Here is a 21268-nt window from a genome sequence, read left to right on the forward strand (position 1 = left end):
TTGGGCAAAATGTCAGTCATGCTGCCGTAGTTTGCCTGTTTTTTGAGCAGTGGCTTTCCCGTGCAACTGCCATCCCTGCGTAGAAGCAGGGATTTTCGAGTTGGCACGGGGCTTGCTTTCTCTCTTGTGACACGCCGGCCATCCCAAGGCCGGCAGGCACGACACTGAGAGGATAGCATGACGAAGTACAAGCTCGAGTACATCTGGCTGGACGGTTACGCCCCGGCCGCCAATCTCCGCGGCAAGACCCAGATCAAGGAATTCGCGGAGTTCCCGAAGCTCGAGCAGCTTCCGCTCTGGGGTTTTGACGGCAGCTCGACCCGCCAGGCCGAAGGCAAGAGCTCCGATTGCGTGCTGAAGCCCGTCGCCGTCTATCCCGATCCGGCCCGCAAGAACGGCGTGCTGGTGATGTGCGAAGTGATGATGCCCGATGGCGTCACCCCGCATCCGTCCAACACCCGCGCCACCGTTCTCGACGACGATGGCGCCTGGTTCGGCTTCGAGCAGGAATATTTCTTCTACAAGGACGGCCGCCCGCTCGGCTTCCCGGAGAACGGCTTCCCGGCGCCGCAGGGCGAGTATTACACCGGCGTTGGCTACAAGAATGTCGGCAGCATTGCCCGCCAGATCGTCGAAGAGCATCTCGACCTGTGCCTCGAGGCCGGCATCAACCACGAGGGCATTAATGCCGAGGTGGCCAAGGGCCAGTGGGAGTTCCAGATTTTCGGCAAGGGCTCGAAGAAGGCCGCCGACGAAATGTGGCTCGCCCGCTACCTGCTGCAGCGCCTGACCGAGAAGTACGAGATCGACATCGAGTATCACTGCAAGCCGCTTGGTGACACCGACTGGAACGGCTCGGGCATGCACGCCAACTTCTCGACCGACTACCTGCGCGACGTTGGCGGCAAGGCCTACTTCGAAGCGCTCATGGAAGCCTTCGGCGAAGCCCGCGAAGAGCACATCGCCGTTTACGGCCCAGACAACCACCTACGCCTGACCGGCAAGCACGAGACGGCTTCGATCGACGTCTTCACCTGGGGCGTAGCCGACCGTGGCGCTTCTGTGCGTGTGCCGCACAGCTTCGTGCGCAACGACTATCGCGGCTATCTCGAAGATCGCCGTCCGAATTCGCAGGGCGACCCCTACCAGATCGCCTCGCAGATCCTGAAGACCATCAACTCGGTGCCGACCAGCGTCGAGACCAGGGCTGCTGCCTAAATTCTGGGCAACCTGGTTCAGAAATCAAAAACCCGGGGGCGACCCCGGGTTTTTTTGTTCGTGTTTTCCGTGCGTTATCGACGGAAGCTGACGAAGGTCACGCCGCGTAGCGCTTCAAGGCCTCGACTTCATCAGCTGCCGGCTTGTGGCCACGCAGATAGAGCGCGCAGGTGGTGCGCAGCATCGAGGCGAAGTTCGGGATCTCGCCGTTGATCTCGATCGCCTCGTCATAGAGCTTCGAGATGAATTTCGGTGTCGTCAGCTCTTGGGAGGCGGCGATCTCGTCGAGCAGGTCCCAGAAGGTCGCTTCCAGCTGGATGCTGGTCGAATGGCCGGCGATCCGGATCGACCTGTTGATCTGGCGATAGCCCTTCGGATCCTGTCCGGCAAACACCTTGCACATGTCATTTCTCCCGCTGGCTTGCCCGACACGTCGCGCCGGTGCTGGCTCTCGAAAGCCATCATCGACCCAACGGCACGCCATCGCAACCATGCTTTCGTCGCTGCCTAGCAAACTATGCTCCTGAAAGCGTGGTAACCGGCTGCCACCACTTGGTTTTGTAGCGATTCATAATCCTCCTGTTCCAACTACCAGGAGGGCGAATGGCCAAGGCAATCCATTCCATGGTGCGTGTGCTCGACGAAGCGCGCTCGCTTTCATTCTATCGCACGGCTTTTGGTCTCGAAATCGCCGACAGGCTCGACTTCGAGACCTTCACGCTGATCTATCTCAGCAATCCCGAGACCGAGTTCGAAGTCGAGCTGACGGTCAACAAGGGCAGGGCCGAGCCCTATGCGCTTGGCGACGGCTACGGCCATCTCGCCGTGTCGGTGGCCGATCTCGACGCCGAGCGCGCCCGCATGGTTGCCGCCGGGCTCACCCCCAAGGACATCGTCGACTTCGCGCCGGGCGGTACGCCATTGGCCCGCTTCTTCTTCATCGAGGATCCCGACGGCTACAAGATCGAGGTTTTGCAGAGGAGCGGCCGTTTCAAGTGACATGCCGCGGCGGAGGAGCGCCGCGCCAGCCAAGCGCCCAGGGCGCATAGCAAGCAAGGGAGGAAAATCATGGTGACGATCTATCAAGGCAGGCCCGGCCTGTCGCGGCGTGAGCTGCTCAAGCGCGGCACAGCCGCCGGTGCGCTGCTCATCATCAGCGGCTCTGCCGTGCTCAGCACCGGCGAAGCCTGGGGGCTCGAAAGCACGGCACTGAAACCCGAAACCGTGGCGACGCTGATCCAGATGGCGCGCGACGTCTATCCGCACGACCAGGTGCCGGACAGGTTCTACGCCATTGCCATCAAGAGCCATGACGAGCTCGCCGGTAAGGATCCGGCCCACAAGGAGCTGATCGAGAAGGGCATCGCCGATCTCGACCAGAAGGCCGGCACCGGCGGTTACAAGGGACTTGGCTGGGAAGACCAGCGCGTCGCCATTCTCCGCCAGATCGAGGACACGCCGTTCTTCCAGGCTGTCAGGGGCGGGCTCGTCGTCGGGCTCTACAACCAGAAGGAGCTGTGGCCGATCTTCGGCTACGAGGGCGAGTCCTACTCCAAGGGCGGATACATCGCGCGCGGCTTCGACGACATCGAGTGGCTCTGACCGGCTCCAGTCGCGAACCCAGCCTTTTCAGCATTCCCGGGAGGAAAACATGCCTGCACCTTATGGTCTCAACGACGACAGCGTCGTCGTCATCATCGGCTCCGGAGCCGGTGGCGGCACGCTCGGCAACGAACTCGCCCAGAAGGGCATCGACGTCGTCATTCTCGAAGCCGGTCCGCGCATCGAATATGAGGATTTCATCAACGACGAGTGGGACTCCTTCGGCCAGCTTGCCTGGCTCGACAACCGCACGACCGGCGGCGGCTGGCGCGTGCACAAGGACTTTCCCAACCTGCCCGCCTGGATCGTCAAGGCGGTCGGCGGCACGACCACGCACTGGGCCGGCGCATCGCTGCGCTTTCAGGAGCATGAGTTCAAGACGCTGACCAACTACGGCAAGGTCGAAGGCGCCAACCTGCTTGACTGGCCGATCACGCTCGCCGACCTCGAGCCCTATTACGCCAAGGCCGAAGACAAGATGGGCGTGACCCGCACCAACGGCATCGAGGGCCTGCCAGGCAACAACAACTTCAAGGTGTTCAAGGCCGGCGCCGACAAGCTCGGCTACAAGGAGTGCCACACCGGGCGGATGGCCATCAATTCCGCCGACCGCGACGGCCGCATGGGCTGCCAGCAGACCGGCTTCTGCTTCCAGGGTTGCAAGTGGGGCGCCAAATGGTCGACGCTCTACACCGAAATCCCCAAGGGCGAGGCGACCGGCAAGCTGGAGGTCCGGCCAAACAGCCACGTGCTCAAGATCGAGCACGACGACAGCGGCAAGGTGACGGCGGTGGTCTATGCCGACAAGGACGGCAAGCTGCAGAGCCAGAAGGCGCGTGTCGTTTGCGTCGCCGGCAATTCGATCGAGAGCCCGCGGCTGCTGCTCAACTCGCAATCGTCGAAATATCCCGATGGTCTTGCCAATTCGTCAGGGCAGGTGGGCAAGAACTACATGCGCCACACCACCGGCTCGGTCTATGCGGTGTTCGACAAGCCGGTGCACTTCTGGCGCGGCACGACCATGGCCGGTATCGTCAGGGACGAGGCGAAGCACGATCCGTCACGCGGTTTCGTCGGCGGCTACGAGCTCGAAACGCTGGCGCTGGGCCTGCCGTTCATGGCGGCGTTCCTCGATCCCGGGGGCTGGGGCCGTTCGTTTACCACGGCACTCGACCACTACGACAAGATGGCCGGCATGTGGATCGTCGGCGAGGACATGCCGCAGGAGCAGAACGCGGTGAAATTGCATGGCGAGCTCAAGGACAAATACGGCATGCCGATCCCCGACGTCTGGTTCACCGACCATCCCAACGACGTCGCCATGCGCAACCATGCCTACAAGCAGGGCATGGCGATGTATGACGCCGTCGGCGCCACCAGAACCTTCCCGACGCCGCCATACCCCTCGACCCACAATCTCGGCACCAACCGCATGAGCGAGAAGGCGTCCGATGGTGTGGTCAACAAATGGGGCCAGACGCACGATATCAAGAACCTGTTCGTCTCCGACGGCAGCCAGTTCACTACCGGAGCTGCCGAGAACCCGACGCTGACCATCGTGACGCTGGCTATCCGCCAGGCCGACTACATCGCCGAACAGATGAGCGCGAAGAGCATCTGATCGTTTGGCCGCGCATCCTCCACGGCGACGAACCTTGTCGATCGCCGTCCCGCCAAACAAAAAAGCCCCGGAGCGATCCGGGGCTTTTCTCTGTCTTTTTCGATGCTTAGATCGAATAGTACATGTCGTATTCGACCGGGTGCGGGGTCATTTCGAAGCGCATGACCTCGGCCATCTTGAGCTCGATGAACGAGTCGATCTGGTCGTCGTCGAAGACGCCGCCGGCCTTCAGGAAGCCGCGGTCCTTGTCGAGGCTCTGGAGAGCTTCACGCAGCGAGCCGCAGACGGTCGGGATCTTCTTGAGCTCCTTGGCCGGCAGGTCGTAGAGATCCTTGTCCATCGGCTGGCCGGGGTGGATCTTGTTCTTGATGCCGTCGAGGCCAGCCATCAGCAGGGCTGCGAAAGCGAGGTAGGGGTTCGCGCCCGGATCTGGGAAGCGGACCTCGACGCGCTTGGACTTCGGCGAATTGCCGAACGGAATGCGGCAGGAGGCCGAGCGGTTGCGCGCGGAATAGGCGAGCAGGACCGGGGCTTCATAGCCGGGGACCAGGCGCTTGTAGGAGTTGGTCAGCGGGTTGGTGAAGGCGTTGATCGCCTTGGCGTGCTTGATGACGCCGCCGATGAAGTAGAGGCAGCTTTCCGACAGGCCTGCATATTCGTTGCCGGCGAAGGTCGGCTTGCCATTCTTCCAGATCGACAGGTGAACGTGCATGCCCGAGCCGTTGTCGCCGAAGATCGGCTTCGGCATGAAGGTTGCCGTCTTGCCATAGGCATTGGCGACCTGGTGCACGACATACTTGTAGATCAGCATCTTGTCGGCGTTGCGGACCAGCGTGTCGAACTTGACGCCGAGCTCGTGCTGGGCGGCAGCGACTTCGTGGTGGTGCTTTTCGACGCGCACACCCATTTCGGTCAGCACGGTTAGCATTTCCGAACGCATGTCCTGGCAGCTGTCGATCGGCGGAACCGGGAAATAGCCGCCCTTGACGCGCGGACGGTGGCCGAGGTTGCCGGTCTCATAGTCGGTGTCGTCGTTCGACGGCAGTTCGGTCGAATCGAGCTTGAAGCCGGTGTTGTACGGATCGGCTTTGTACTTGACGTCGTCGAAGACGAAGAATTCGGCTTCCGGACCGACATAGACGGTGTCACCGATGCCTTCGGCCTTCAGGTAGGCTTCGGCCTTCTTGGCGATGCCGCGCGGGTCGCGGTTGTAGGCTTCGCCCGAAACCGGATCGAGGATGTCGCACAGGATGACCATGGTCGACTGGGCGAAGAACGGGTCCATGTGGACCGTGTCCAGATCGGGCATGAGCACCATGTCGGACTCGTTGATGGCCTTCCAGCCGGCGATCGACGAGCCGTCGAACATGACGCCGTCTGCGAACATCTCTTCCTCGACCTCGGCGATGTCCATGGTGACGTGCTGGAGCTTGCCCTTGGGGTCGGTGAAGCGCAGGTCAACGAACTTAACGTCGTTGTCCTTGATCTGCTTCATTACGTCTTTGGCTGTCGTCATGTGGGGTTTTCCTGTCTTGATGACGTTGAAACTGGAATTTTCGCGAAATCAGATGGCGTCGACGCCGGTCTCGCCGGTGCGGATGCGCACGACTTCCTCGATGTTGGAGACAAAGATCTTGCCGTCGCCGATACGGCCGGTCTGGGCCGCCTTGCGGATCGCCTCGATGGCCGCCTCGACCGACTCGTCGCCGAGAACGACCTCGATCTTCACCTTGGGCAGGAAGTCGACGACATATTCGGCGCCGCGATAGAGCTCGGTGTGGCCCTTCTGGCGGCCGAACCCCTTGGCTTCGGTGACGGTGATGCCCTGCAGCCCGGCTTCCTGGAGCGCTTCCTTCACTTCGTCGAGCTTGAACGGCTTGATGATCGCTTCGATTTTTTTCATGCGGATATGGCCTCCACTGCCGTAACTCAGGGGTGATGCACCCACTCGCGCAACTTCAAGCACGAAGCGTGCCAAGTCGAGTGGGTGCGGCAACTTTGTTCGGTTTGCCCTGAAGGCAGCCGAAGACGTGGGCGATTGGAACCGATTTCTAGCGTTCGGTCGAGATGCGCACAAAAATTCATCGTTTTGGCGACGTTCGTAGTGCACAAAAATGCGGCAACATGCCTGCGATTTGTGCGTGGTTGAATTGAGGCATCGCCGTTTGGGCCGAGTGCCTGCGGCGTGCTAACTCGGTAGCAGGATTCATCCGGGATGACCGCCATGGCATTTGAACTGCTGACCCCCAGCGAGATGGCCGAGGCCGACAGGCTGACGATCGCTGCCGGACCGGTGGACGGCATCGGCCTGATGCGGCGGGCAGGCGGCGCCATCGCCGATCTGGTGTTCCAGCGGTTTCCCGGCGCGCGAAGCGTGCATGTGCTGTGCGGGCCGGGCAATAATGGCGGTGACGGTTATGTCGTGGCGCGCCTGCTTGCCGAAAGCGGCGTTGCCGTCAGGCTTTTCGCGACCGGCATACCACGAAGCGGCAGCGATGCGGCGCTGGCCGCCGCCGAATCCCCGGTCACAGTGGAGCCTTTGGCCGCGTTCGCTCCCGAGGCGGGCGCCGTCGTCGTGGATGCCCTTTACGGCGCCGGACTGTCCAAGTCGCTCGACGGCGAGGTTATTCAGGCGATCGAGCGAACGGCGGCGGCCGGTGTTCCGGTGATTGCGGTCGACCTTCCTTCCGGCGTGTCGGGTGCTTCCGGCGAGGTCCTGGGCGGCGCCTTTCAGGCTGTGCTGACCGTGACCTTTGCCCGCAAGAAACCGGGGCACCTGCTCTATCCCGGGCGGGGGCAATGTGGCGAGGTGGTGGTAGCCGACATCGGCATCACGGACACCACCGTTGCGGCTACCTCTGCGCGCTGCTTCGAAAACGATCCGGCATGGTGGCGGTCGCATTTTCCGTCGCCGGCGAACGACGCCCACAAATACAGCCGCGGCCATGTCGGTGTCTTCTCCGGCGGGCCGTCGGCCACCGGTGCTGCGCGGCTGTCGGCGATGGCGGCGGCACGGGCAGGGGCGGGTGCTGTCACCGTGCTGTCGCCAGGAGCGGCACTGGCCGCCAATGCCGCGCATTTGACCTCGATCATCCTGAGGCGCTCCGACACGCTTCAGGACGCGCTGGCGTTTCTCGGCGCACGCAAGCCCGAAGCGCTGGTCTATGGCCCCGGGCTTGGCTCCGAGCCTGAAATCGGGCGTTTCGCGCTCGAGTTGATGTCGGTCGCCGAGGGCCGCTTCGGCGCGCTCGTGCTCGACGCCGACGGCATCACCTCGCTTTCGCATCGCCGTGCCGCGTTCTTCGAGGCACGAAAGCGTCCGAATGCGCCGGCGCTTGTGCTGACACCACATCATGGCGAGTTCGGCCGGCTGTTTCCCGAGATCGCCGCCGATGCGTCGCTGTCCAAGCTCGAGCGGGCGCGGGCGGCGGCGGCCAAGGCCAATGCCTTCATCATCTACAAGGGCCCCGACACGGTGATTGCGGCGCCCGACGGGCGTGCCGCGATCAATGCCAATGGCACGCCGCTGCTGGCGACCGCCGGGTCCGGCGACGTGCTGTCGGGCATCGTCGCGGCCCTCCTGGCACAGCGCATGCCGGCTTTCGAAGCCGCCTGTGCTGCCGTCTGGATGCACGCCGAGGCGGCACGGCGCTTCGGGCCGGGGCTTATCGCGGAGGATTTGCCGCTGGCGCTGAGGGACGTCGTGGCGGCGTTGGGCGGGTGAGGGTGCTGCCTTCTCCCCCTAGTGAGGAAAATAGGTCGCGCACGTCATCCCGGGCGAGCGAAGCGAGACCCGGGACCTATTGGCCGGCGCGGCCGGGGTCTGGGTTCGACGAGGCATACATGACAAGCGCCAGGGCGAGGACCCGGCCGTGCTTCACGATGGTCCAGTCAATGGGTCCCGGATAACCTCCGCTGCGCTCCGGTTTCCGGGATGACGGCGTCGATGTTGGCGCCAAGTTTCTTCACTGCCACGCTCGCTTTCGCGCCTGGCCATTGTCAAAGAACACTCCCGCTTGGGGAGATAGTTCGGGAAGCGGGGCGCGAGGCCGTGCCTTCCGATAGATTAGTAATGGCGCGAACTCGCGCCCCGCTCGGTGTCTGTCCCGAGGTTGGCCGGTCACAGCGCCGCTCCATGTACATTCCATGGACAATCGCCGCGGCTTCTCCGCATTTCCCTGCCGCGCCATATTCCATTTGCGGAACAAGGCACCGGAAAACGCCGACCTGTCGTCGGGCCCTCGGAGCCACGGCTACCGAAGCCGTGGCGGGAGGTCACCGCCGCCCTCCCTGATACTCGGTGCGCACCAGATCCCGTAAGGGCGATGGGGGAATGATACGGCAGGTAATGAGGGGGTGGAGAAAATGGAGCGGCTGTCCATGGGGGATGGTGACAGGGATGCTGACAAATGGGTGTGGGCGGTCATTCCCTACGAAGCCAACCTTTGGCGCCGTTATCCTTCGCACCCCCCTCTGGCCTGCCGGCCATCTCCCCCACAAGGAGGGAGATCACGCCTTCACCGGCGCCTCGGCCAATCGCCAACGTAGCAAGGCTTTCCGTTGCCACCTCGCAGAATGGGCGCCGCCGGCGACGAGACTAATCTCCCTCCTTGTGGGGGAGATGGCCGGCAGGCCAGAGGGGGTGCGAAGGATCGCGACGGCGACGAAAAGCCGGAATTGCCCCAATCGAGTAAAGTGTAATGGGCGTGGAGAACCTCTCCACGCCCCGCCACCCGTGCACCTCAGTGGCGCAGAGAGGACGCACTCAGGCGTTGGTGCCGCCGTCGATGGTGAGCGCAGCGCCGGTGACGAAGCGGGATTGCGGGCCGGCGAGCCAGGTTACGAGGCCGGCGATGTCGTCGGGCGAGCCGAATTGCGGGATCGCCATCAGGCTGCGCTGGTAGTCGGCAACCTCGCCCTCGGCGGGGTTCATGTCGGTTTCGGTCGAGCCGGGATGAACGACGTTGACGGTGATGCCGCGGGGGCCAAGGTCGCGTGCCAGGCCCTTGGTCAGGCCGACGAGTGCGGCCTTGCTGGCCGAATAGAGCGCGATGCCCTCGAAGGGAACGCGGTCGGCGAGGTTGCTGCCGATCGAGATAATCCGGCCGCCTTCATGCATGACGCCGGCGGCTGCCTTCGAGGCGATGAAGGGAGCGCGGAAATTGACCGACATGACCTCGTCGAGCTGTTCGAGCGAGACCGTGTCGATGGGACCGTGGTGCCAGATGCCGGCGCTGTTGACCAGAACGCCGAGGCGTCCGAAGGCCTTGATGGTGGAAGCGACGGCCGCTTCGACGGCAGCCGCATTGGCATTGTCGGCCTGGATCGCCAGGCCGCGCCGGCCAAGGGCCTCGACCTGCCCGACGACGGCTTCGGCCTTTTCCGCCGAGCGGACATAGGTCAGGGCGACGTCGGCGCCTGCTGCGGCGAGCTGGACAGCGATGGCCGCCCCGATGCCGCGGCTGCCGCCGGTGACGAGGGCGACCTTGCCGGCCAGTTCCAGTCCGGACAGTTCGAGGCCTGCGCTGACGGGCCGGGAGACTTCACGGCCTGCGCGTTCGGGTCGCGCGGGGGCGCTCAAGCCGTGTTCGGACTGGCTGGGTTCGCTGCCGCCAAGTTCGAGATCTGCGTGTTCAGGCTGGGAGAGCCCGAGCCCGCCTGGTTCGGACCGGGAGGGTTCACTCCCGCCGTTATCGCGGCCGGAGAGTTCTTTCGTATCGCTTGGGGAGGGCATGATCTGTCTTTCTGTATTGATCGATACAAAACAGATGGCAGCCTTGCCCAAGCGCGTCAAGGGCATTATGTATCGATCATAACAGAAAGGTTCGAGATGTCTCAGAAGGGTCGTCCGCGCAGCTTCGACCGTGATGCCGCCTTGCGGCAGGCGATGCGGGTGTTCTGGAAAAAGGGTTATGACGGGGCGTCTCTGGCGGATCTGACGACGGCCATGGGCATCAACTCGCCCAGCCTTTACGCCGCCTTCGGCAGCAAGGAGGCGTTGTTTCGCGAGGCTGTCGATCTCTATGGCGCAACCGAAGGTTTTGAGATCTGGGGTGCCTTCGAGCGACCCGGCAGCACAAGGGAGGCGATCGGCGATTTCCTGCGCGCGTCGGCGCGCGCGTTCAGCGAGCCGGGCGATCCCAAGGGCTGCCTGATCGTGCTCGGCGCGCTCAATGTCAGCGAGACCAATGTCGAGGTGTTCCGCGATCTCAGCGAACGCCGCATGTCGAGCGCGCGCGACCTGGCTGGCCGGCTGAAGCAGGCGGTGGCCGACGGTGAACTGCCCGAAACTGTCGATTGCGACGCGATCGCGGCGTTTTACCTCGCCGTGCAGCAAGGCATGTCAGTGCAGGCGCGCGACGGTGCTACGCGCGAGGCGCTGCTGGCGGTTGCCGAGGGCGCAATGGCTGCCTGGGGCACGCTGACGGCCGGCTCCGGACGCAGCGCCGGAGCCTGATCAAGCCTTTTGCTTTGCGCAATTCCGGACGGAAAACCGCGGCACGGTTTTCCTGGGACTGCCTTAGCCGTTGATCCTGTTCATGAAGGCCATGGCGCCGAAGGGGGCGCGGACCTTGCCCTCGGTGATGAAGTAGACGAACACGTCGCGCGGTTTTGCAGGCGCCTCGGTGCCGGGATCGGCGCGGGGCAGGTCCGCGGGCGTGCCGCCGGCGGCCCAGACCTTGGCGCGCTCGCTCCAGGCGTCGAGCGCTTCAGGGGTGTAGCAGTCGTGGTTGTCGTCGCTGCCGGTCTGCAGGCGCGCATAGACGAAATCGCCGGTGACGTCAGCGATGGCAGGATATTTGGCGTGGTCGGCGTAGACGATGGCGACGTCATGCTTGCGGGCAAGTGCTGCGAATTCAGGCACGATGAAGGAATCGTGGCGCACCTCGACCGCGTGGCGCAGTTTCACGCCATCCTGCTTTTCCGGCAAAAGCTTGAGGAAGGCGCCGAAGTCGGCTTCGTCGAACTTCTTGGTCGGCGCGAACTGCCACAGGATCGGGCCGAGCTTGTCACCGAGTGCGGCAACGCCGGAGCCGAGAAAGCGCATCATCGATTCGCCGGCCTCGCCGAGCACGCGGCGGTTGGTGACGAAGCGGTTGCCCTTGAGCGCGTAGACGAAACCGTCGGGGGCTTCGCTGGCCCATTTCATGAAGGTCGGTTCCTTGAAGGACGAGTAGTAGGTGCCGTTGACCTCGATCGTCGGCACGTGGCTGCTGGCGAATTGCAGTTGCTTCGCCTTGGACAGCTTTTCGGGATAGAACGTGCCTTCCCAGGGCTCGAACGTCCAGCCGCCCATGCCTGCCCGGATGTTTCCACTCATCGTTCTATCCCTTTTCAGTCGGTGCGGTCTGTTCTAGCCGAAGGTGCGGGAGCGTCAAAGCCGCGAACGGTGGTCCAAGGCAAGCATCCTGACAGCAACTTGAGCGAAGGCCGAGGCCGGCGGGCAATATTTCGCACGGAGCGGGTGCCGGATTTACTGTTTGTTGGCGGGTGGCCGGCTAGCGAAGCTCATACAAACGCAAACATGTGTGTGAACTTGATGTCGACGATTCCAGGGACGCGAGCGGCTTCGCCATACGGTGCGGCGCGGATGGGGATGATCGCCGCTGCCGGGGCGATCATCGTGTCACTGATCGCCTACGATTTGGCGATCAACGACCGCGATCTTCTCGCAAAGGACCGAGTCGACTGGACGCTGTTCGGGCTGGTCAGGCCATTCGTTGCTCTGGTCTCGGCCTGCCTGCTGGTCGCGGCGCTGTACCAGCCGGCGCCTGGCCGGACGCTTGTCGACGGGGAGGCGCCGCTGCTGCTTGGCGCTGCCTGGCTGATGACCGGTGCGCTGTTGATGGCAGCGGCAGCAGTGGCCGTGGTGCCGACTGTTCTCAACGAGACGGTGCGGGAAGGGCAGGTGCTGAGCATCCTGACCGAGGTCGTTTTCATTGGCGCGCTTTTGGCACTGGGGGCCGCAGCCTGGCGCGACCGCCGCAACCGCGCGAAAGTGCTCGGCCTGCCGCGCTCGGCCGTGCATGCGGCGCTGATGCTGGTGACGTTCCTGATCCTGATGGAGGAGATGTCATGGGGGCAGCACTGGATCGGCTGGACGGCCGGGCCGATGTTTGCCGGCAATGTCCAGAACGAGACCAATTTGCACAACTTCGCCACCTACAGGTTCGAGGCGGTCTACTATTCGGCGGCGTTCCTGCTGTTCGTCGTCCTACCGGTTGCCTGGCCGGCGCATGTCGCGGCCTGGCTGCGGCCGGTCGGGTCCTTCGTTCCGCCAAGACTGTTTGCGCTGGCGGCGCTGCCGCTGGCCGGACTGCTCTACGAGGAATGGAACGTCGTGCCGTACCAGCTCTGGTTCTTCATGGGCGTGGTGGTTGCGTGGCGGTTGGCGATGGAGCTGTGGCAGGCGCCGCTGACGTATCGCGCGGCGGGGATCGTTGTCGCCGTGGTTCTGCCGGCGTCGCAACTGCTGTTCGTCTTCGGCGGACACAGGATGGCCGACGGCTACGAGCTGTCGGAGATCCGCGAGTTCCTGATCGCCTGCGTCATCCTGGTCTACGGTCTGTGGCTGCTGCGTCGGCAGGCCGAGGCGGCGTAGGCGGCCCGGCACAACCTGTCCGGCCGAAGCGGCTGGCAGGCTTCGGTTTTCGGGCAAAATCCTATTGCGGCGTCTTGCTGTCCATCGGCGGCAGCGAGAACGTGCCTTCCTCGCGCACTGCGGCGACGCCGTCGATGCCGCGCAGCTGCTCGATCAGCTTGTCGTCGAGCTTGCCTGATATGGTGCGCAGTCCGCGCATGACTTTTTCCACGCGCAGGCCGCCCTTCTCGACTTCGGCCTGGACGGCATCGAAGCTGCGGCCATGCTTGGTGTCGACAAGCACCAGGACATTTCTCGCCGCCATGACCATCGGATCCCTAATGATGTCGTAAACGGCATTATAGGGTGCGGCTTCCACCCAAGTCCACAATCACAGGCTGTACTTGCCGACGCCTCAGGGCGCGATGACTAGGCCTTTGCCGACGTCGCGGTCGGACAGGCCGATGTGCTGTGCGTTGCGCTCGAGCGCTTCCCACAGCGCCTTGCCGCGCAGGCTCTTGTCGGACTGGGCCAAAAGGGCGGCTATGCCGGCAACATGCGGCGTCGCCATCGAGGTGCCGGACAGGCGCTCATAGCGGCGCGGCATCGGGAAGGCTGAGAAGATGTCGACGCCGGGGCCGGCGATGCTGACCGTGCCGCCGGGCGCAATGAGCCCGCCGCAGGAGAAATTGGCGATCTTGAACTTTGCGTCGATGGCGCCGACCGCCATGATCGACTCGCAATTGGCCGGCGAATTGACGGGCTTGATGTCGGCATATTGGCGCCAGCTGTCGTTGCCGGCGGCGGCAATGATCAGCGAGCCCTTTTCCAGCGCGTATTCGCCGGCATTCTCGTAGAACGGGTCCGGCGTTTCTTCCGGCAGGACAGGCCGGCCGAGCGACATCGAGATGACCTCGCAGCCGCTGTCGACGGCCCATTCGATGCCGGCGAGCACCCAGCCTTCCTGGCCCGAACCGGCATCGTTGAGCACCTTGCCGACATAGATGTCGGCCTCGTGGGCGACGCCGTAGCGGATCTGGCCGGCAGGGGCGCGCGGGCCGCAAGCGGTGCCAATGCAATGGGTGCCGTGGCCCTGGGCGTCCTGGACCGAGCTGTCGCCCGGCACGAAGGACTGCTGGACGACCTTGCGGCCGGAAAAATCCGGATGCTTGAGGTCGAAGCCGGTGTCGAGCACGGCGATCCGGATGCCGGCGCCGCTGAAACCCGACAGCTCGGCCCGCGTGCAGGCGAGGCCCCAGGTGGCCGACGACTGCGCCGAGATCGCCGCCGGCAGGCCGGTCGCGGGCGGGGTGATCGGCGGCGCAAAGCTTGCCTTCAGCTGTGGTGCCGCGCCGTTTCCGTTCGCGGACGGGTCGGCCAGCAGTGCCAGGCCATCGCGGACCCAGGCGGCGTGGCGGTCGTTCCAGCTGCTCAGTGCCCGCAGCCAGAATTCGGGCCGGGAGGCACGCACGTTCTTGTCGGCATTGAGATTGGCGCTGGCGATCGCCATGGCGCTGCCCGGTTGCATGGCGACGACGGCGATGCCGATCCTGTCGAGATTGAGCACGCCTGACTCGGCAAAGGCATCGACCATGCGCGCGTCGGGTGCCGCGAAATCGCTCGAATGAACGACATGCTTTACGCCGAGCGTGTTGGAAACCAGCCTGTCGACCTGCCGCGGTTTCTGGCCCGGCTGGAACATCACCAGCAGGTTGCCGGTCGGCTGCGGCGCCAGGATGTTGGCTGTGCTCGTCATCGATCCCTCCCCAGATCATGCTTTGCAATCTTTGCGAGCATAATATGAAAAAGAATCAACTTAAAGGAGTGAAGGGGAAATTTGATCGTGTTCAGTTGCTGCCACGGGATTCAGGGATTGATGAGCAGTCCGAGCGCCGGTCGTTTATGCGCACGCCAAAAACCGGTTGCAAGACAAGGTTGGTTATTCTAATCTGCAACCAGTTGCATTGTGAAATCACATTGGCATCGACGTGAGCAAAGGAAGTGGCAGGGCCGACCCGCGTTTGGAATGAACCGGTCCCTGGACGGCTGCTTCAACCAAATGGCGTAGGAGCCAAGCCCTCACGCTCTTCCGCCACTTCATCAGGACATGGGCTGCCTGGCCGGCAGCGCAAGATGTCGAAGGAGATGGAAAGATGAACGCCTACGCCTCGATCACCATCACGCCAATCCTCGTTGCCGAGCTGAGCGTGGAGGGTGAGCGCATGCCAGTCTATGTGCACGTCATCGACCATCCCGATGCGCGCATACTTGTCGACACCGGCATGACGGAGCTGCACCCGGCGGTGGTGGCCGCCTTCGATCCTCTCCTCCTCTATCCACTGAACAGGCGGGACTTCGACCTCGCCAGTATCGACATCGTCGTCAACACACACCTGCATGCCGACCATTGCGGCGGTAACCACCTCTTCGCCGGCAAGCCGATCTACGTCCAGCGTCGCGAACTCGACGACGCGCATAGTGACGAGAACGAATACCCCATTCGCGCGTGGGTCGATGCGCCCGGCGTGCGCTATGTGCCGGTGGATGGCGAACTCGAGCTGCTTCCCGGGCTCCGGCTCGTCCCGGCGCCCGGCCACACGGCCGGCATGCAGGTGGTCGTGGTCGAGACTGGCGGGCGCCCGATCGTCGTTGGCGGCGACGTGGCGGTTTGGTTTGGCGAGCTTGATGAGCCGTCTAGCGAAGGTCAGTTGCTGGTGCTCGCGCTGGACCCCGAACTGGTCTGGCTGGCACACGAGCACCAGCCGTGGCGACCCCGCGCCGCATGAGGAATCACGCCCGCGCCCTCAGGGCGGGGGGGCAATCACCAATCTGACTGCGCCCCGGCGCGGCGCCAATCGCTACTCCGCCGCCTCCTGCTTGCCGCGCGGGCGGCGTTCGAGGAGTTCCTTGAGGAACTGGCCGGTGTAGCTGCGCGGTTCGGCGACGATGTCTTCGGGGCGGCCCGAGGCGACGAGTTCGCCGCCGCCGTCGCCGCCTTCGGGGCCGAGGTCGAGCACCCAGTCGGCGGTCTTGATGACCTCGAGATTGTGCTCGATGACGATCACCGTGTTGCCCTGGTCGACGAGCTCGTGCAGCACTTCGAGCAGCTTGGCGACGTCGTGGAAGTGCAGGCCGGTGGTCGGTTCGTCCAGGATGTAGAGCGTCTTGCCGGTGGCCTTGCGCGACAGCTCCTTGGCGAGCTTGATGCGCTGGGCCTCGCCGCCCGACAGCGTGTTGGCCTGCTGGCCGATATGGATGTAGCCAAGGCCGACCTGGTTGAGCGTCATCAGCTTGTCGCGCACCACCGGAACGGCGGCGAAGAACTCGACGCCTTCTTCGACCGTCATGTCGAGCACGTCGGCGATCGACTTGCCCTTGAACAGCACGTCGAGGGTTTCGCGGTTGTAGCGCTTGCCGTGGCAGACGTCGCAGGTGACGTAGACGTCGGGCAGGAAGTGCATCTCGATCTTGATGACGCCGTCGCCCTGGCAGGCCTCGCAGCGGCCGCCCTTGACGTTGAAGGAGAAGCGGCCCGGCTGGTAACCGCGCGCCTTGGCTTCGGGCAGGCCGGCGAACCAGTCGCGGATCGGCGTGAAGGCGCCGGTGTATGTTGCCGGGTTAGAGCGCGGCGTGCGGCCGATCGGCGACTGGTCGATGTCGATGACCTTGTCGACGAATTCGAGGCCCTCGATGCGGTCGTGCTCGGCCGGATGTTCGCGCGAGCCCATGATGCGGCGCGACGCCGCCTTGAACAACGTCTCGATCAGGAAGGTCGACTTGCCGCCACCCGACACGCCGGTCACGGCGGTGAAGGTGCCGAGCGGGATTTCGGCGCTGACATTCTTCAGGTTGTTGCCGCGGGCGCCGACGACCTTGATGCGCTTGTTCTTCTTCAGCTCGCGGCGCTGGGCTGGAACCGCGATCTCGAGTTCGCCCGACAGGTACTTGCCGGTGATCGAGTTGGGGTTGGCCATGACCTGCTGGGGCGTGCCCTCAGCGATGATCTGGCCGCCATGGATGCCGGCGGCCGGTCCCATGTCGACGACATAGTCGGCGGTCAGCACCGCGTCCTCGTCGTGTTCGACGACGATGACGGTGTTGCCGATGTCCCTGAGGTGACGCAGCGTGTCGAGCAGGCGGGCATTGTCGCGCTGGTGCAGGCCGATCGACGGCTCGTCGAGCACGTAGAGCACGCCGGTCAGGCCCGAGCCGATCTGCGACGCCAGCCGGATGCGCTGGCTTTCGCCGCCCGACAGCGTGCCGGAATTGCGCGACAGCGTCAGATATTCGAGGCCGACGTCGTTGAGGAAGCGCAGCCGCTCGCGGATTTCCTTGAGCACGCGGACGGCGATCTCGTTCTGCTTGTCGTTGAGCAGGGCCGGCAGCTCCTCGAACCAGGCATTGGCCTTGCGGATCGACTGCTCGGTGACTTCGCCGATGTGCTTGCCGCCGACCTTGACCGCCAAAGCCTCGGGCTTGAGACGGTAGCCCGCGCAGGCCGGGCAGGGCGTGGCCGACATGAAGCGCTCGATCTCCTCGCGCATCCAGGCGGATTCGGTCTCCTTCCAGCGGCGTTCGAGATTGGGGATCACACCCTCGAAGGTCTTGGTCGTCTTGTAGGAGCGCAGGCCGTCGTCATAGTTGAAGGTGATTTCCTTCGCGCCCGTGCCGCGCAGAATGGCTTCCTGCGCCTCCAGTGTCAGGTCGCGCCAGCGGTCGCCGATCTTGAAGCCGTAGACCTTGCCGAGCGCTTCCAGCGTCTGGGTGTAATAGGGCGAGGTCGACTTGGCCCAGGGCGCCACCGCGCCCTCGCGCAGCGAGACGTGCTCTTCCGGCACGACCAGCATCGGATCGATGGCGCGCTGGTTGCCCAGGCCGTCGCAGGCCGGGCAGGCGCCGAACGGGTTGTTGAAGGAGAACAGGCGCGGTTCGATCTCGGGGATGGTGAAGCCCGACACCGGACAGGCGAATTTCTCCGAGAACAGAATGCGTTCGTGGGTTTCGTTGGCGGACTTGTTGATCGCATCCGCGCCGGTCTGGCTGGCGTCGAGCGGCTTGTCGGCGAATTCGGCGACGGCCAGGCCCTCAGCCAGCTTGAGCGCGGTTTCGATCGAGTCGGCGAGACGCGTGGCGAGATCGGGACGGACGACGATGCGGTCGACGACGACGTCGATGTCGTGCTTGTACTTCTTGTCGAGAACCGGCGCTTCGCCGACCTCGTAGAAGGCGCCGTCGATCTTGACGCGCTGGAAGCCCTTCTTCTGGAGCTCGGCGAGCTCCTTCTTGTATTCACCCTTACGTCCGCGAACGATGGGCGCCAGGATGAACAGGCGGGTGCCTTCGTTCAGCGCGAGCACGCGGTCGACCATCTGGCTGACCGTCTGGCTCTCGATCGGCAAGCCGGTGGCCGGCGAATAAGGTACGCCGACACGCGCGAACAGAAGGCGCATGTAGTCGTAGATCTCGGTGACGGTGCCGACCGTCGAGCGCGGGTTCTTCGACGTCGTCTTCTGCTCGATCGAGATAGCCGGCGACAGGCCGTCGATCTGGTCGACATCGGGCTTCTGCATCATCTCGAGGAACTGGCGGGCATAGGCCGACAGGCTCTCGACATAACGACGCTGGCCCTCGGCATAGATGGTGTCGAAGGCAAGCGAGGATTTGCCTGAGCCCGACAGGCCGGTCATGACAATCAGCTTGTCGCGCGGCAGGTCGAGATCGACGTTCTTGAGATTGTGTTCGCGCGCACCGCGAATGGAAATGTACTTGTGATCGGCCATTGCCGCGCCGCCGCCTCAAATCTGGAATTGCGTGGAGTGGCGGGTGAGCCCGGCCATCCCCTCATGTAGGTATTTTCGCCGCCCGGTCGAGAGGTGCGGCAACCAAATGCGTTTAAGCGCCTTTGGCGCGCAGGGGCAAGGGGAAAGAACAAAGGCCGAACGGGCTCCTGACAACGTTATGGCAGGAGCGTCACGCGAATCCGGGGCTGCAGAACCGGGCTTCGATCACATTTTTCCCGACTAACAATGTTGTGGTTGACGTAAGGGAATCAGGGATGCAGAGTGCCTGGGTCGCCTGAGGCCGAGCCTCCTTGAGGGCTCCTCACCATGCTACGGTCGGTCTGCGAGACGCCGCAGACACGCGAGTTGAGCAGCGGGCGAACACATGGCGCAACTGACGTAGGAGCAGAGCATGACTCCACCGGACAGTCCCAAAGGGTTCCGCTAACACGACGGAACCACAGCAGGCGCAGGTGCCTGGCTTTCCCCTAGCGAAAAGCCTCACGCAAACCCCGACCTGTTGTTCCCCCCGACAATTTGAGACCATGGTCGGATCGTTGGCGGTAAGCCACGAAGCATCCGAGAGAGCAAAGCCGGTAAACCATTCCCGGCAGGCAAGGGTATAACCCGACAACAGGCCCCGTGCGCTCCTGGGAGCGGCGGGGCCATATTTTTGGTCTTTTTGTCCCTCTGTCACGATTGCGGGATTTACCCGCCAGCAAGGGTGGTCGAACTCGCATGACCTGACCTTGCATAACAGCCCGATCGTTCCGACCTAGCATTGAGGCTGTCAACGCGGCCGAGAGGGGGAGCAATCGTGACTGTTGACCAGACCAAGCTGATCGGACTTTTGGGTGGCATGAGCTGGGAGTCCAGCGCGCTCTATTACCGGCTGATCAATCAGGCGGCGCATGCCAGGATGGGCGGGCATCACAATGCGCGTTCGCTGATGTTCACGCTCGATTTCGACGAACTCAACCGACTGGCCGCCGCAGGCGACTGGATGCGGGTCGCGGCAGTGATTTCCGAGGCGGCGCGCAGCCTGGAGAAGGCAGGGGCCGCCTTTGCAATGCTGACGGCGGTCACGGCCCACACGGTGGCCGACCAAGTGGCGGAAAGGATCGGCATTCCGCTGCTGCACATCGCCGATCCGACCGGCGAGGCGATCCGTGCCGCCGGCATCAAGCGCGTCGGGCTGCTCGGCACGCGCTACACCATGGAGCTCGGCTTTTTCGCCGAGCGGCTGCAACAGCGCTTCGGCATCGAGGTGCTCGTTCCGCCGGAGGAGCAGCGCACGGCACTCCACCGGATCATCATCGACGAGCTGACGCTCGGCGTGGTGAAGCCGGAGTCGGCCGCTGTGCTGCTGCGGCTCGCGGCCGATCTGGGCGCGCGCGGCGCCGAAGCCGCTGTCGTCGCCTGCACCGAACTGCCGCTGCTGCTCGCCATGGATGCCTATCCGATGCCGGCCTTCGACGTGGTCAGGCTGCACGCCGAGGCTGCGGTGGAGCTGGCGTTGGCGGGGTGAGGGTTCAGCCTGCAACCGGCATGGTTGCGGTGTGTCTCCGGGAGCTGGCCGCGGCAATCGCTGGTCTTGACCAACTTTCCTGCTCAGCGGCCAGTCCCTAGGGATGGCCGGGGCGCGGGCCGTCTTGCCTAACCAGCTAGTCCAAGCTCTGCGTCAGATGCGGTGCCGGCATACTTCCTGCGCGGCGGCCATGGTCGATCCTGCCAATGAGGAGCGAACGCGAAGCTGGAAACCTCACGACCGGGCAGGAGCGCTCCGTTCCCAGCGCCCATGGCGTAGTCGTAGTAGAGTTTGACGATCTCTTCCTTCGAGACCTGCTGACCTGCGGGGTGTTCAAGGCATGCATCCCGCCAGCGCCGGACGCGTTGCAAATCCGGTCCGACAATATCGAAATCCTCATAGTAGTCGAGAAACCAGAAGCGCATGAATAGCGGTGTGAAGACTGCTTCTGCCAGACCGAACCGGTCGAACAGGAATGTGCCGGCCGGATTTTGCCAGTCCAGGAAATCGTTGAGCCGGCGATATTGGGCGGTCATCACCTCGCGACAAGCGTCCCGCCGGTCACGGTCCTGATTCATGACAAAGCGGTATCCGGCCGCAGTGAACTCGCCCTCCATGGCAATCAGCATGGATTCGACCGCTCGTTCATACGGGTCGGAACGCGCCACTGGCGCTTCAGGAAACAGTTCGTCTAGGAAGCGCAGGATGGCAAGGCTTTCCTTGATCACGCCTTTCCGTGTCTGCATGATCGGCAGTGCCGTCGAACCACGCGACAGCTTCAAGAGATCCGGGTCGCGCGGCGTGGTGATGTCAACAATAGAGAAGCGCACGGCATCTCGCTTCCCCTTCAACTCCAGAAGAATTTCCAAACGCTGGGAAAATGGGCAGGCCGGAATGTGATGGACAACGAGTTGATCCGACATTGCTCTTCCGTTTTG

General features: G+C 63.7%; 18 protein-coding genes. 9 read left to right on the forward strand and 9 right to left on the reverse strand.

Annotated elements, in window-relative coordinates; translation table 11 throughout:
• The first annotated feature begins 177 nt into the window (after window positions 1–177).
• Complete coding sequence (locus ACSQ3E_RS11090; RefSeq protein WP_436122736.1) at window positions 178–1218, forward strand: glutamine synthetase beta-grasp domain-containing protein; 1041 nt, start codon at window positions 178–180, stop codon at window positions 1216–1218.
• 97 nt (window positions 1219–1315) lie between these two features.
• Here ACSQ3E_RS11090 and ACSQ3E_RS11095 read toward each other — a convergent pair whose 3' ends face one another.
• Window positions 1316–1621 (reverse strand): ribbon-helix-helix domain-containing protein, encoded by a 306-nt coding sequence (locus ACSQ3E_RS11095; protein ID WP_310318527.1) that lies wholly within the window; start codon window positions 1619–1621, stop codon window positions 1316–1318.
• 200 nt (window positions 1622–1821) lie between these two features.
• On the opposite strand from ACSQ3E_RS11095, the gene ACSQ3E_RS11100 reads away from it, so the two are divergent.
• The 3 genes from ACSQ3E_RS11100 (at window position 1822) to ACSQ3E_RS11110 (ending at window position 4441) form a co-directional block, all read left to right on the forward strand.
• Entirely contained in the window at window positions 1822–2217 is a 396-nt protein-coding gene (locus tag ACSQ3E_RS11100) for a VOC family protein (protein ID WP_436122737.1), read from the forward strand.
• A 69-nt stretch (window positions 2218–2286) separates the two neighbouring features.
• A complete protein-coding gene (locus ACSQ3E_RS11105; RefSeq protein ID WP_436122738.1) occupies window positions 2287–2820 on the forward strand; it encodes a twin-arginine translocation signal domain-containing protein in 534 nt (177 codons plus the stop codon).
• A gap of 49 nt (window positions 2821–2869) precedes the next feature.
• Entirely contained in the window at window positions 2870–4441 is a 1572-nt protein-coding gene (locus ACSQ3E_RS11110) for a GMC family oxidoreductase (RefSeq protein ID WP_436122739.1), read from the forward strand.
• A gap of 106 nt (window positions 4442–4547) precedes the next feature.
• Here the strand turns inward: ACSQ3E_RS11110 and glnA are convergent, their stop codons facing one another.
• Both glnA and ACSQ3E_RS11120 read right to left on the reverse strand, forming a co-directional pair.
• Complete coding sequence (gene glnA, locus ACSQ3E_RS11115) at window positions 4548–5957, reverse strand: type I glutamate--ammonia ligase (protein ID WP_436122740.1); 1410 nt, start codon at window positions 5955–5957, stop codon at window positions 4548–4550.
• Window positions 5958–6005: 48 nt separating this feature from the next.
• Complete coding sequence (locus ACSQ3E_RS11120) at window positions 6006–6344, reverse strand: P-II family nitrogen regulator (protein WP_055976860.1); 339 nt, start codon at window positions 6342–6344, stop codon at window positions 6006–6008.
• 321 nt (window positions 6345–6665) lie between these two features.
• Here ACSQ3E_RS11120 and ACSQ3E_RS11125 point away from each other — a divergent pair, with 321 nt between their 5' ends.
• Window positions 6666–8165: an NAD(P)H-hydrate dehydratase gene (locus ACSQ3E_RS11125; RefSeq protein ID WP_436122741.1), complete on the forward strand. Its 1500-nt coding sequence runs from the start codon at window positions 6666–6668 to the stop codon at window positions 8163–8165.
• Between the two features lie 1041 nt (window positions 8166–9206).
• Here ACSQ3E_RS11125 and ACSQ3E_RS11130 read toward each other — a convergent pair.
• Window positions 9207–9953, reverse strand: a complete 747-nt coding sequence (locus ACSQ3E_RS11130; RefSeq protein ID WP_436122976.1) for an SDR family NAD(P)-dependent oxidoreductase — start codon at window positions 9951–9953, stop codon at window positions 9207–9209.
• A gap of 318 nt (window positions 9954–10271) precedes the next feature.
• Here ACSQ3E_RS11130 and ACSQ3E_RS11135 point away from each other — a divergent pair, with 318 nt between their 5' ends.
• Window positions 10272–10898: a TetR/AcrR family transcriptional regulator gene (locus ACSQ3E_RS11135; RefSeq protein WP_436122742.1), complete on the forward strand. Its 627-nt coding sequence runs from the start codon at window positions 10272–10274 to the stop codon at window positions 10896–10898.
• Window positions 10899–10961: 63 nt separating this feature from the next.
• On the opposite strand, the gene ACSQ3E_RS11140 is transcribed toward ACSQ3E_RS11135, so the two are convergent.
• Window positions 10962–11762: a DUF72 domain-containing protein gene (locus ACSQ3E_RS11140; RefSeq protein WP_436122743.1), complete on the reverse strand. Its 801-nt coding sequence runs from the start codon at window positions 11760–11762 to the stop codon at window positions 10962–10964.
• 219 nt (window positions 11763–11981) lie between these two features.
• Between ACSQ3E_RS11140 and ACSQ3E_RS11145 the strand changes: the two genes are divergently transcribed.
• Window positions 11982–13043, forward strand: a complete 1062-nt coding sequence (locus ACSQ3E_RS11145; protein WP_436122744.1) for a hypothetical protein — start codon at window positions 11982–11984, stop codon at window positions 13041–13043.
• Window positions 13044–13104: 61 nt separating this feature from the next.
• Here the strand turns inward: ACSQ3E_RS11145 and ACSQ3E_RS11150 are convergent, their stop codons facing one another.
• On the reverse strand, window positions 13105–13347 hold the full coding sequence (locus ACSQ3E_RS11150; protein ID WP_436122745.1) for a hypothetical protein: 243 nt from the start codon (window positions 13345–13347) through the stop codon (window positions 13105–13107).
• A gap of 90 nt (window positions 13348–13437) precedes the next feature.
• Window positions 13438–14778 (reverse strand): S8 family serine peptidase, encoded by a 1341-nt coding sequence (locus tag ACSQ3E_RS11155; protein WP_436122746.1) that lies wholly within the window; start codon window positions 14776–14778, stop codon window positions 13438–13440.
• Between the two features lie 397 nt (window positions 14779–15175).
• Here ACSQ3E_RS11155 and ACSQ3E_RS11160 point away from each other — a divergent pair, with 397 nt between their 5' ends.
• Complete coding sequence (locus tag ACSQ3E_RS11160) at window positions 15176–15808, forward strand: MBL fold metallo-hydrolase (protein ID WP_436122747.1); 633 nt, start codon at window positions 15176–15178, stop codon at window positions 15806–15808.
• Window positions 15809–15880: 72 nt separating this feature from the next.
• Here ACSQ3E_RS11160 and uvrA read toward each other — a convergent pair whose 3' ends face one another.
• Complete coding sequence (uvrA, locus tag ACSQ3E_RS11165) at window positions 15881–18802, reverse strand: excinuclease ABC subunit UvrA (protein ID WP_436122748.1); 2922 nt, start codon at window positions 18800–18802, stop codon at window positions 15881–15883.
• An 817-nt stretch (window positions 18803–19619) separates the two neighbouring features.
• Between uvrA and ACSQ3E_RS11170 the strand changes: the two genes are divergently transcribed.
• Window positions 19620–20330: an aspartate/glutamate racemase family protein gene (locus ACSQ3E_RS11170; protein WP_436122749.1), complete on the forward strand. Its 711-nt coding sequence runs from the start codon at window positions 19620–19622 to the stop codon at window positions 20328–20330.
• A gap of 128 nt (window positions 20331–20458) precedes the next feature.
• Here the strand turns inward: ACSQ3E_RS11170 and ACSQ3E_RS11175 are convergent, their stop codons facing one another.
• Window positions 20459–21253 carry a glutathione S-transferase family protein gene (locus ACSQ3E_RS11175; RefSeq protein WP_436122750.1) on the reverse strand — a complete coding sequence of 265 codons (795 nt, stop codon included), beginning with the start codon at window positions 21251–21253 and terminating at the stop codon, window positions 20459–20461.
• Window positions 21254–21268: the final 15 nt, after the last annotated feature.

Source organism: Aminobacter sp. LjRoot7 (genome assembly GCF_964252895.1).
GTDB lineage: Bacteria > Pseudomonadota > Alphaproteobacteria > Rhizobiales > Rhizobiaceae > Aminobacter > Aminobacter aminovorans_B.